Raw genomic sequence first — 12032 nt, forward strand, 5'->3', positions numbered from 1 at the left:
CCCGAACCCGCGCCTACGTAAGGCCGATATTCGTACCGGTCAGCGCTGGCATCTAAACGACAGCGGTGACGGGGACACGGAGTATTCGTTGCACCGTGACTGGCCCGACATGTAAATCAGCCCCCGTGGGTCTTAGGTTGAGAAGCCACATGTGTTTCGAAAAGCCACTTCTTTGGTGGCTTCTCGAAACACATGTGGCTTTCCGCCGTTCATAGAGGCGGGTCGGGAGAACTTTCGATAGGTTAGTGTCTTTAGTCGTAGTTAAAAGCCATGGTCGAAGACGCTAAACCATGGCACAAATTCTGCACGGGTTACAGCCCCATAGCGAAAATTCTCGGCGTAAAAAGTCTCGGCATGAAAACCCATACCGCGTAACAACTCGTAACACCCCCTTGCGGTATACCCCCCTAGGGTATATACTGGAGCCATGGAAACCACCAGCAACCAGTGCTGCCACAGCACATCCACCCAGGTCAGCACCGCATCCGGCACACCCGCCGAAAAACCCACTGAGGCGCACACTGGCGCATGCTGCAGTGGCGAGGCGCCCGAAACCCAGTACGGTTACACCTCCAACAAAGAGGCGCACCTCAAGCGCCTGCGCCGCATCGAAGGGCAGGTTCGCGGCATCGCCCGCATGGTCGATGAAGACAAGTACTGCATCGACATCCTCACCCAGGTTGCCGCGGTCTCCAAGGCGCTCCACGCCGTCTCCCTGAACCTGCTCGAAGAGCACATCGGCCACTGCGTGACCGGCGCCGCCGTCGAATCCGAACGCACCGGCGACCCGACCATCGCAGAGGCCAAGGTCAAAGAGGCAACCGCCGCGATCTCGCGCCTCATGCGCAGCTAAACACGCTGCCCCTAAACACCGGGCGGACCCAAGTTTTCAACCCATTACCGAAAGGAAATCATCATGAGCACCACCACCGTTAAGGCAACCGGCCTGACCTGCAACCACTGCGCTATGAGCGTCAGCGAAGAGGTCAGCGAAGTTCCCGGCGTGACCGGCGTGACCGTGGACGTCGTCAAGGACGGCGTCTCCACCGTGACCATTGAGCACGAGGGCACCCTCAACACTCAGGCTGTCGCAGACGCCATCGTCGAGGCTGGCTTCACCCCCGCCGTCTAGCACGGCAGCCGGCTCGATTAGGAGTCATCATGGCTTACCCTCCGCAGTACATTGCGATGGTTGTTGGCGCGGTCCGCACCCTTGTCGGCGCCGAAAACATGCACCTGCGCGACGCGATTGCCCGCGTTGCCAGGCAGATGAATCTGGATGCGGCGCTGGTCGATTCGTGGGTGAAGCAGAGCCCCGAATATACGGCGCGTGAAGATGCGTCCGGCGCCGCGCGACGTAGCGGCACGAGCGCGAATAAGCGTTCCGCCGAGCACGAGCAGGGCGTGAAGGCGCGCGAGAAGGCGAACGCTTCGCCGTTCCCGCGGGCTACCGTGAAACGTGCCTACGGTGTGTCTGATCGTGGCGCGAAGGTGACCGGTATTCGCCCGCATACGAGCAGGCCGGATGGGCTGCCCGGCGACCACTAAGCCGCCGCTTTCACAGCCGCAACCCTACGCTCGCCGCCGCGTTTACCGCCTCGCGGTTTTACCCGTGGCTTCACCCTCGCGCGCTCTCGACGCTGCACCCCTGATACTGCACCAAACACCGCCCGGGGCGGGGTCCTTCGAGGCCCCTCCCCCGGCTTGGTGTGTACCTTTTTCTACCCTCCCGTTTTTGAGTTTTGAGGAAGTATTGTGTCTTCTACACTCCAGAAGCCCTCATTACAGAGTGAGCGCTCTCTTTTTAATTCCGCCGGAACGACCGTAAAATCAACGGAGTCAACCCGAATCATCCACGTGGATATTCAGGGTATGACCTGCGCATCCTGCGTGGGTCGCGTGGAGCGTAAGCTCCGCAAAATCCCCGGCGTTGACCCGGCGGTGAACCTGCCACTGGAGTCGGCGCGCGTCATCGTACCCGAGGGTGTGAGCGACGAGCAGATCGTTGAGACCATCAACAATGCCGGCTACACGGCGCACCTCAAGAACGGGCCACGCGCGGGCGCTGGAACGAACGCGAGCGCATCCGGCGGCGGCAACCAGCACAGCACCCCGAGCATGAACGGCGGCTTCACTGACCGCATTATTTATGCGGCGATTTTGGGTGTGCCCATCTTCCTGATTTCCATGTTCCCGGCGTTCCAGTTCCCGAACTGGGGCTGGGTCGTGGCGATTCTGACCGCGCCGGTCGCGTTCTGGTGCGCCGCGCCGTTCCACCGCGCCGCGCTCATCAATGCCCGTCACGGCTCCTCCACGATGGATACGCTCGTGTCCCTCGGCGTGGTCGTGGCGTACTTCTATTCGCTGGCGCAGCTGCTCATGAACCCGGCGTTGACGGCGCACGTGCACCATGCGGGCGGCAGCTTCTGGTCGATGTTTACCGGCCACCATGCGCCGCTGTACTTCGATTCGGCGTCCATGGTGACGCTGTTCCTGCTGATTGGCCGCGCAATTGAGCACCGCACCCGCCACCGCTCCTCGGATGCGCTGCGCACCCTGCTGAGCATGGGCGCGAAGGAGGCGACTCTGCTGCGCACCGATAAGCAGGGCGTGACGAAGCAGGTGCAGGTTCCGGTGGAGGACCTCATGCCGGATGACCTGTTCCTGGTGCGCCCGGGCGAGAAGATTGCCACGGACGGCGTGGTGGTCGAGGGTACCTCCGCGGTGGATGCGTCCCTGCTGACCGGCGAGTCTGTGCCGGTGGAGGTACGTCCGGGTGATGCGGTCACGGGTGCCACGGTGAATACGTCTGGTTCGTTGACGGTGCGTGCGACCCGCGTGGGCGCTGAGACGACTCTGGCGAAGATGGGTGAGCTGGTGGCGAGCGCGCAGGAGACGAAGGCTCCTATTGCTCGCCTGGCGGACCGTGTTTCTGCGGTGTTTGTGCCGGTGATTTTGGTGATTTCGGCGCTGACTCTGGTCGGCTGGTGGCTGGTGTCCGGTGACGGTGCGGCGGCGTTCAACGCGGCGGTGTCGGTGCTGGTGGTGGCGTGCCCGTGCGCCCTGGGCTTGGCGACTCCGACGGCTCTGTTGGCGGGTACGGGTCGCGGCTGGCAGTTGGGCATTTTGATTCGTAATGCGCAGGTGCTGGAGGCGACGAGCACGGTTGATCGTGTGGTTCTGGATAAGACCGGTACCGTGACGACTGGTGAGATGTCTGTGGCGTTCTACGGCACTTTTGACGACTATGAGTCGGCGGGTGACTTTGCCGGTATTTCGCCGGAATCCGCAGATTCCAAGAATGAGCGTTCCCTGTCTGTTCTGCGTGATGCCGCCGCCGTGGAGGCGCTGAGTGAGCACCCGATTGCCCGCGCGATTGCCGGTTTTGCCCGTGAGCAGGGTGTGCTGGCTGAGGGTGCTTCGGCGCCGAGTGTGAGCGGCTTTGAGGGTGTTCCCGGAGGCGTGCGCGGCGTGCTGAGCGGCGCGGGTGACGGTGCCAAGGAAAGCACCGAGAATGGCGCCTCCCGACTGGTTGTTGTGGGTACTCCCGAGTACCTGCAGGCGGCAGGTGCGCAGCTGAGTGAGGGCCAGTTGGCTCTGCTGGATCAGGCTCGCCGGGCGGGTCTGACGACCGTGGTCGTCGCCCGCGGCGAGGCTCCGAACGGTGAAGCCCCGAACAGCACCCCCGACCCGCAGCCGGTCGGCATGATTTCGGTTGCCGACACCCCCAAGCCGGAGGCTGCAGAGACCATGGCACAGCTGCGTGAGCTCGGCCTGGAGCCGATCCTGCTCACCGGTGACGCCCCGCAGGTTGCGCAGGCGGTCGCCTCGCAGGTCGGCATTTCGGCTGAGAACGTGTACGCCGGCGTGACCCCGGAGGGTAAGTCGCAGGTGGTTGAGAAGTTGCAGGCCGCCGGTCACCGCGTGGCGATGGTCGGCGACGGCGTGAATGACGCCCCGGCGCTGGCTCTTGCGGAGCTGGGCATTGCGATGGGTTCGGGCACGGACGTTGCCGCGGAGGCTGCCGATATTGTGCTGACCCGCTCGGATATTGCCTCGGTGGTGACGGCGCTGCGCCTCTCCCGCGCTACGCTGCGCACCATTAAGTCGAACCTATTCTGGGCGTTCGCCTACAATACGGTGGCTATTCCGGTCGCCGTGGCGGGCCTGCTGAACCCGATGATTGCGGGTGCGGCAATGGCGTTTAGTTCGGTGTTTGTGGTGCTGAATTCTATGCGTCTGACGGCGTTTAGGAAGTAGCGCTCTGCCGTTGTACAGAATGAATTGCCGCGTGCGATTTCAAACCGCGCGATTTCAAACGAAAAATTCAAAAGCATATCTCGCCGTGCTTTTCGCACGGTAAAAGATATAAAGAAATGCACCGCCCGTGTAAAGGCGGTGCATTTCTTTATATTCAGTTTTCACGGGCGGCGGCTTGAGCGCCTAGCTTGAACACCAGGCGCGAACACCTGGCTCAAACGCCTCGCCCGAAAGCCCGAGCTCAACAGCACGAGCTCAGCAGCCCGGCAAAACCTCGCCGAGAACCGGGCAGAACCTTATGCCCAGGTCACCAGGTCCTCGATGGAGCGGCGGCTCTTCGGGGCAATCTCGCGGGCACGGTAACCGAAGGTCACAGCAACGGACACGCCGTACTCCTCCGGGTCGAACAGGCCGGCAGAAGTGAGCAGCTCGTTCACTGCGTCGTAGTTCATACCCTCAATGGGGCAGGAGTCGATGCCGAGCATTGCGGCGCCGGTCATCATGTTACCCAGGGCGATGTAGGTCTGCTTGGATGCCCAGTCGAAGAGCGCGCGGTCGCTTTCCAGGACCTTCATGTCGTTCTTCTGGAAGTTACCGTAGCGTTCGAGTGCGGCCTCCATCTGCTCCTCGGTGAGATTGCGGCTTTCGAGGGTGCGGCGCATCCACGGGGTGTCGTAGCGCAGGCCCTTCTTCGCCAGCAGAACAACCAGGTGGCTTGCGTCGTCGAGGGCGCCCGCCATGCCCCAGGCGATCGGCTTGAGCTTTTCGCGCAGTTCGGGGTCCTGGATGACCAGGAACTTCCACGGCTCGGTGCCGACGGAGCTGGGCGACAGGCGCGCAAATTCGAGGATTGCGGCGAAGTCTTCGTCGCTGATGCGGCGGTCGGGGTCGTAGGCGCGGGTTGCGCGGCGGCGGGCGAAAATTTCGAGGGCTTCTTCGCGGGTTACGGTCACGGTTTCATCCTTTGCATGAGGGTTTCAATACCCTGTCATGCTACACCCGCGGAGGGTGCTGGCGGCGGGAAATGTGGCGAGTTACGCCCGCAGGAAATACGCCCGCGAGCGGCGGGACCGTATTGCCGGTGTCGTATTACAGGGTGTACGAAGCCGGTGGGCTGGTACCCAAGGCGCCCAGAGCGCACCTGCCCAGCACCTCCTATGATGCCCCTACTCGGCACCGGCTTTCATCCACACATCCGAGGCGGCGCGGCGACCGAAAATGACCGCGCGGATTCCCTGGAAGTACAGAATATAAGCCGCCCACAAGCCGCAATACCCGGCGAGCGCATCCATGGTGCCGTTGCCGACAGCCCAGTGCAGGCCGAGCATGACGGGCACGTACATCACCAGCATGATGAAGCAGCCGATTGCCAGGTATTTCACGTCCTGCGCGCCCATGAGGATGCCGTCCAGGGTGAACACGTACGCGGCGATGGGCTGGCCGAGCGCGATGATGACGGTTGCGATGGTGAAGAGGAACGCCACCTGCGCGTCCTGCGTGAAAATCCAGGAGCCGAAGAAACCGATGAGCGGGCAGATCAGGCCGGTGATGACGCCGTAGATGAGGCTCATGCGCAACAGCCGGTTTTTCAGCTGGCGCACCTTCACGCGCTCGGATTCTACGTTCAGGTCGCGTTCGCCAAGTTCCTTGCCGAGTAGCGCCTGGGCGGCGATGGCGAGGGAGTCCAGGGCGTAGAGGAAGAGGTTAAATACGCCCATGCCGAGCTGGTAGGCGGCGGTGTGTTCGGTGCCGAATCGTGCCACGACGAACACGGTCAGCAGGGAGGCGATGCGCATGGACAGGGTGCGCAGCATGAGCCAGGAGCCGAGTGAGAGCACCGAACGCATGCCGGTCGTGTCGGGTGCCCAGGGGACGGCGTGTTCGCGGGTGCCGCGCATCATGACCACACCGAGCGCGGCAGCCATGCCCCACTGGGTGAGGGAGGTGCCGGTCGCCGAACCGGCAACGCCCCAGCCGACCGGGTAGATGAGCAGCCAGTTCAGCACAATGTTTACGAGCGTGCCGACCGTGGCGACTTTGAGCGGGGTGACGGTGTCTTGCAGTCCGCGGAGCGTGCCGACCTGCGCGAGGATAATCATCATCGGCGGAATACCCCACAGCGAGTGGTGCAGGTAGTCGAGGGCGTAGCTCATGGTTTCGTCGGTCGCGCCGAGGCCGCGCAGCAGCGGGTCTGCGAAGGCGTATCCGGCGATCATGAGGAGCATGCCGAGGCCGAAGGCGACCCACACGCCGTCCACGCCAATCTGCCAGGCGCGGCGCAGGTTCTTCTCGCCGAAGGCGCGCGCCACGGCGGGCGTGACGGAGTAAGCGAGGAAGTTCATGAGGCCCACGACCGTGGTGACGAGCGTGGCGGCGATGCTCATGCCCGCGAGCTCCGCTTTGCCGAGCTGGCCGATAAGGGCGGAGTCGGTGAGCACGAAGATGGGTTCGGCGATGAGCGCACCGAAGGCGGGTACGGCGAGCGCGAGGATGCGTCGGTTCAGCGAAGGCTCGGCGGTGTTGGTACCGGCATTGGTGCTGGGGCTCGCGGCGGTATTCGCGGCATTTTTAGCGGGCGCGCCGGGTTCGGTGCCGCTGGGTTCAGCAATAGGGTGCTTCTGTGTGCTCATCCTTCTAGGCTACTCCCCGCCGCGGCGGCGGGTGCCTGCGCGCGGGGCGGGGTGCACTCTGCGAGATAGGCGCGCGAGATGCGCGGTTAGGCGCCTCGGCCGCGTAGTTCGTCGAGGGCGCGGCGTTCCTTCTTGGTGGGGCGGCCGCTGCCTCGTTCGCGTTTGGCGACCGGGGGCATGGAGAGGTAGGCGGGGCGCGGGCCGGAAAGGTCTTCGTAGCAGGTGACGGCGATGGGGGCGCCTACGCGTTTGACGAGGAGCTTTTCGACTTTGAAGACGCGTTCCCAGCCGGGGTAGCGGACCTTGACGATGTCGCCTTTTTTGAGTTTTTGGGAGGGCTTGCCGGGGGCGTCGTTGACGCGCACGTGGCCGCCTTTGCATTCGTCGGCGGCGAGGGAGCGGGTTTTAAAGATGCGCACTGACCAGAGCCAGAGGTCGAGCCTGGCGCTGGTTAGTGTGGTGGTGTCTTCTGCGGTCATGTGTTCATTGTGGCGCGAGGCGGGCGGGGCACCAAATCAGGTGCACCCACCCATCCTGCGCAATTTCGCCGTAATCTCACCGGGCAAATCCGCAACCGGCTCAGAACCTGCCACGCGGCGGAAAATTTTCTGCTGCACGCACCAGCCTATTGAGCGCAAACCCGCATCCACTAGGGGTATTGTTAAGTCACCTTCTCAAGAAGTGTTCTCAAGGCCACCTAGTTCGCGTGGTCTACGGGGGGGTGTGGCCGCGACGCCACGGGCTCCCCGTAACAGATTGGATATACACCATGTCAGCTTTGAAAAAGCTCCTGGCGGCTGCCCTCATCAGCACTGTGCTGTCCTCTTGCTCTTTCGGTCCCACGTTGGAGAAGGATGAAAGCGCCCGCGCTATTTTCGACGTAGAAAATGATCGGGTGATCCTACCCCTGGATGCATACGACACCACCGGCAAGGACGAATACTTCACCAAAGCCCTTGAGCTGGCCCGTAAAAAGTGCTTTGCCGAACACGGGCAGCACTATGAGATGTTCGTCCGCACCGAGGGATCCGGCAGGAACTTCGGTAGGACCTACGGAATCTGGAACGTTGAGCGCGCCCAAAAATACGGCCTCCACGAGCCCAATGAATCGAATACGCTGGACCTCTCCGCCCCTGCGCCCTCATCCGACCCTGGGAAGGATGTCAGCACCGAATGCTATCAGCGCGCCAGCGATGAGATGAAGCAAATTGGAGAGATACCATTCGGCTCCGCCACGTATAGGCGTTTGGAAACCGATGCCCGAAATGCCGCAGGGAATCAACAGCTCAAAAAATCCCTCGACGACGAATGGAAGCGATGCGTCAAGGACAAGGGCCTCACCCCCGATAGTGAGATGACCGTCAAGGAAGAAAAGAACATTCCTCAGAGCACCACCCCCTCAGAAGAGGAAATTCGAATCGCCACCATCCAGGCGCAGTGCAATCAGGATGTAGGCCGTTCGCAGAAGCTCTACGACCTGGAGGCACAGTACCAGAAGCCGCTCGTCGCCAAGAACCAGGCGGCCCTGGAGAATGAGCTCAAAGAATTCAAACGCCGGGACGAGAAGTTCAAACAGTACGTCCTCGACAACCAGTAACAGCGAATAGCAGTCGGTAGTCCGACAGAAAAGGGTGTGTGCCGTGTTCAGTGAACACGGCGCACACCCTTCTTACCTTGTACCGGCCATATTGTGCCGGCTACGTTGCGCCGGTTATCCAACCCGCGGTGGTTATGCCTCCACCGTTGCGGTGCGGCGCTCCTTGAGAGCCCAGCCAATCACGCCGGTCAGCAGACCGAACGCAATCCAGGAACCAAGCACCAGCCACTGGTCGCTCGTTGCAGCCTCCGGGAAGTACGCGATGGAACGCAGCAGAGTCGAGGAAGCACCCGGCACCAACATCTGACCAATCTGCCCCCACACACCGGGCAGGAACACGCTCGGCATACTTGCGCCCGAAATCGGGTTACCAATGAACATGGTGATGACCGCGCCTACTGCGAGACCAATCAGCGGCGAAGACAGTGCACCCACACCCACAATGAAAACTGCATTAGCCAGGTAGGTAGCGCTCAAAACAGCCCACAGGGTAGCGAAGTCGCCGGGGATGATGCCGAACCAGACGTTCAGAATCAGGGCGGTCAGTGCACCACCGATGACGGAGTACAGGGTTGCGGTGGCGAAGCGGCGCCAGGTGCCGTTCACGCACAGTACGGAGAAGGAACCGCCGAGAATACCGCCAATGACCAGCGGAAATGCGGAGATAGCGATACCGGAACCGGAGGAGTCATTCTCACTCAGGGGTACCACGACGGTGGTCTTCACCGCCATTGCGGATGCCTGCTCGGCCTGCACCTTCATCTGCTCCAGCTGGGCGGCGGCCTGCGCACCCTGTTCACCGCCCGCCTGCACCGCCTGGGTGAGGGCTTCCGTCTTAGCGGCGAGTGCCTTCTGCTGAATCTGCGCGTTCAGCTGGGTGGCAACACCGTTGAGCATCTGGGTTGCTGCGGCGTTTGCGGCTGGTGCGGTCAGCACTTCGGGGGCGGCGCCTTCGGTGAAGATGATTGCGCCGTAGGTTTCGCGCTGCTTGATTTGCTGTTCAGCCTCTTCGCGGGAGGATGCCTGCTTCAAGTCGAAGGTTTCAATACCTTGGTCTTTGAGGGACTGTTCAAACTGACTGACGGTCACCTCGGGGCCTGCGATAGAGACGGGCAGGTTCTTTGCTTCCATGGTCTTGGTGGGCCAGGTGAAGGCTAGGACGATGAGTGCTACCACCAAGGATGCTAGTACGGAGGTGGTGATGACCTTGAGCCAGGAGGAACGGTCGGTGGTTTCTTGCGTGCTTGTTTCTGCAATGCTCTTTGCCGCGATCTTCTGGGATGCGCGCTCAGGGGCTGCGGCGGTCACTGCCTCTGCGGTGACTGCGGTGGTAGTTTCATTGTTCACAAGAATCTCCAAACAAAATGTTTATTTCGTTTACGAGTCAGAACTCTACCCTCGATTTTTGCTGAGTGCAAACGAAATAGCTATTTGTTTGTAAAGTCACAAAAAGAATCAGTGTTGTGTTTACGCGTTCTTTAGCCCCACCCCCTAGACTGGAACCATGCCCCGACTAACAGACGCCACCAAAGCCGCACGCCGAGCCCAAATCATCGAAGCCGCCATTAGCTGCTTCCTCGAAAAGGGCTACACCAACACCTCCATGAGCGACATCATCAAAGCCTCCGGACTGTCCTCCGGGTCCATCTACTCGCACTTCTCCGGCAAAGAAGACATCCTCATCACCGCCATCAACGAGCGCCTCAACAACGTCAAGGAGCTCTACGAAACACTCCCCGAAGGCGCAGGCCCCCAGGATATTCTCGAAACCATCCACACGAACCAGCTGGTAAACGACAATTTCTCCGCCATGCTGCGCATCCGCGCCAAATCGCTCCACGCACCCGAAATCGCCAGGGCAACCGCAGACACCATGCCTCTATTGCAGGGCATCATCGTAAAGACCCTCACCCCCTGGGCAGCCGAACAGCTCAGCGTTCTACACGAGATCAACCCCGATCCGGCGCAGCGCACCCCCGAACAGGAGGCGCTCATTACCGACTACGCCCGCGACACCGCAGACGCCTTCATGATGGTCTTCCAGGGGTACATGCTCCGCTCCTTCTTCGGAGCCCCCGAGGAAAAGGACCGCCTCTACCGCGTCGCTTTGGCGCTCCTTCCTGAATAGTTGACCGCCCAATAGTCCCCAAAATCACCCTTGAGCAGTTGTTTTTCAGCATTTAGACCATGCAGGGGCAACATAGGTCATTCACATCCCGCAGGCGTAGAATCGAGGAACCATGACTGAATCCTGCACCCCCGCAACCCCCGAGCCGCGCGCCACCAACCCCGCCGAGCTGAACAACCTGCGTGCCGCACACGCCGATGAGCTATCCTCACGCACCCGCGCCACAAGCATCCCGACAGACTCCTGCTCCCTCTATGACGACGAGGCGCTCGGTGGAACCGCCGGACGCGCCACCGCCTGGCTGGCACTCGAACACGTGGGCCAGTGGGGTCGCGACGTGCTGGACGGCTCCGCCCTCGGTGAGGAGCTTTCGGAGGCGTTGGGCGAGGCAGTCTCGCAGGCGGGACTGAAGTTCCTGCTGATCCGCCAGCCGGGTAGGGAGGGGCGCGTGCTACACGGCGCACCGGATACATCCGGCACCCCGACCCACCGGGTGCTCTACGCGCTCTGCACCCCGGGTGAAGAGAAGCTCTACTCGTTCAGCGTGAGCACCCCCGAGCAGCTCCTCGACCTACCCCTGGGCAACCCCCAGGAGTTGATTCAGGTGACCGGCGCGGAGCTCATTGATTCCCCCGCCATTCTCGTGTGCACCCACTCCAAGCGTGACCGCTGCTGTGCCCTGCGCGGTCGCCCCATTGCGGCGCACCTGGCGGATATCCTGCCGGCAAACGCGGTCTGGGAGTGCTCGCATACGGGCGGTCACCGCTTTGCCCCGGTCGGCATTATGCTGCCCACCGGCTACACCTACGGTCGCCTCTCGGAGCCTTCGGCACTGGCGGCGTACCTGTCACTGGCGGGTCGCTCCATTCCGTCGCTGCACGGCCTGCGAGGCCGCAGCACGGATACTCCAGTGGAGCAGGCGGCGGAGGTTGCCGTACGCCTCGAGCTGGAGAAAAAGGGCGAAGAAGTAACCTCTGGAGGTTTGGTTTCACGTGAAACATCGGGGCGGGAGGCATTCATTGCGCTCCGCGAGGCGGGCATCGATGTGAACGTTGAGACAAGCACTGAGTTCTCCCCTGAATTTTTTGCGGCGTTCTCGCCTAAAGATTTCTCCGAGCACCCCACCATGGAGGCGGCACTCACCTCCCACACCGACGGACGCACCTGGGTCACCTTCTTCGAGCGGGTCACCCTTGAGCCGCGCCCCAACTCGTGCGGCAAGGGTCCCGCAGATGCTTTCAGCCGCGAGCTGCTCGCACTGCGCCAGCTATAACCCCCTGCACCAGATACAAGCCCCGTGCCAGCTATAACTCCTGCCCCAGCTCTAGGCAGAGCCAGTTCTAGCACCCGCGCATGATGTAGACAGCGTAAAGCCCCGGCGGGCACCTTTGAACTGCGCCCCGAAACTTGGACGCTA

At 61.9% G+C, this 12032-nt stretch carries 11 protein-coding genes; 7 read left to right on the forward strand and 4 right to left on the reverse strand.

The annotated features are described in order from the left end of the window. Positions 1 to 427 precede the first annotated feature (427 nt). From HMPREF2971_RS09435 to HMPREF2971_RS03605, 4 genes are all read left to right on the forward strand, one after another. Positions 428 to 853 carry a metal-sensitive transcriptional regulator gene (locus tag HMPREF2971_RS09435; RefSeq protein ID WP_012902717.1) on the forward strand — a complete coding sequence of 142 codons (426 nt, stop codon included), beginning with the start codon at positions 428 to 430 and terminating at the stop codon, positions 851 to 853. A gap of 63 nt (positions 854 to 916) precedes the next feature. Beyond that, positions 917 to 1132, forward strand: coding sequence for a heavy-metal-associated domain-containing protein (locus HMPREF2971_RS03595; protein WP_044150011.1), 216 nt, complete (start codon positions 917 to 919; stop codon positions 1130 to 1132). A 29-nt stretch (positions 1133 to 1161) separates the two neighbouring features. Beyond that, positions 1162 to 1548, forward strand: coding sequence for a hypothetical protein (locus tag HMPREF2971_RS03600; RefSeq protein ID WP_049341993.1), 387 nt, complete (start codon positions 1162 to 1164; stop codon positions 1546 to 1548). A 207-nt stretch (positions 1549 to 1755) separates the two neighbouring features. Beyond that, positions 1756 to 4260 (forward strand): heavy metal translocating P-type ATPase, encoded by a 2505-nt coding sequence (locus HMPREF2971_RS03605; protein WP_070691373.1) that lies wholly within the window; start codon positions 1756 to 1758, stop codon positions 4258 to 4260. A gap of 296 nt (positions 4261 to 4556) precedes the next feature. On the opposite strand, the gene HMPREF2971_RS03610 is transcribed toward HMPREF2971_RS03605, so the two are convergent. The 3 genes from HMPREF2971_RS03610 to HMPREF2971_RS03620 all read right to left on the reverse strand — a co-directional run bounded on the left by HMPREF2971_RS03610 (position 4557) and on the right by HMPREF2971_RS03620 (position 7369). Continuing rightward, positions 4557 to 5213, reverse strand: coding sequence for an NAD(P)H-dependent oxidoreductase (locus HMPREF2971_RS03610; RefSeq protein WP_070691376.1), 657 nt, complete (start codon positions 5211 to 5213; stop codon positions 4557 to 4559). 213 nt (positions 5214 to 5426) lie between these two features. Continuing rightward, on the reverse strand, positions 5427 to 6890 hold the full coding sequence (locus tag HMPREF2971_RS03615) for an MATE family efflux transporter (RefSeq protein WP_083314073.1): 1464 nt from the start codon (positions 6888 to 6890) through the stop codon (positions 5427 to 5429). A gap of 86 nt (positions 6891 to 6976) precedes the next feature. Further along, positions 6977 to 7369 carry an RNA-binding S4 domain-containing protein gene (locus HMPREF2971_RS03620; RefSeq protein WP_049362422.1) on the reverse strand — a complete coding sequence of 131 codons (393 nt, stop codon included), beginning with the start codon at positions 7367 to 7369 and terminating at the stop codon, positions 6977 to 6979. 290 nt (positions 7370 to 7659) lie between these two features. Between HMPREF2971_RS03620 and HMPREF2971_RS03625 the strand changes: the two genes are divergently transcribed. Further along, on the forward strand, positions 7660 to 8487 hold the full coding sequence (locus HMPREF2971_RS03625; protein ID WP_070691401.1) for a UDP pyrophosphate synthase: 828 nt from the start codon (positions 7660 to 7662) through the stop codon (positions 8485 to 8487). Between the two features lie 132 nt (positions 8488 to 8619). Here HMPREF2971_RS03625 and HMPREF2971_RS03630 read toward each other — a convergent pair whose 3' ends face one another. Then, entirely contained in the window at positions 8620 to 9834 is a 1215-nt protein-coding gene (locus HMPREF2971_RS03630; protein WP_246825027.1) for an ABC transporter permease, read from the reverse strand. Positions 9835 to 9991: 157 nt separating this feature from the next. Between HMPREF2971_RS03630 and HMPREF2971_RS03635 the strand changes: the two genes are divergently transcribed. Next, the gene (locus tag HMPREF2971_RS03635; RefSeq protein WP_070691382.1) at positions 9992 to 10615 is read left to right on the forward strand and encodes a TetR/AcrR family transcriptional regulator; all 624 of its coding nucleotides are present in this window, start codon (positions 9992 to 9994) and stop codon (positions 10613 to 10615) included. Positions 10616 to 10727: 112 nt separating this feature from the next. Then, a complete protein-coding gene (locus HMPREF2971_RS03640; protein ID WP_070691386.1) occupies positions 10728 to 11888 on the forward strand; it encodes a sucrase ferredoxin in 1161 nt (386 codons plus the stop codon). The last annotated feature ends 144 nt before the right edge of the window (positions 11889 to 12032 follow it).

The organism is Rothia sp. HMSC066G07, assembly GCF_001814485.1.
GTDB lineage: Bacteria > Actinomycetota > Actinomycetes > Actinomycetales > Micrococcaceae > Rothia.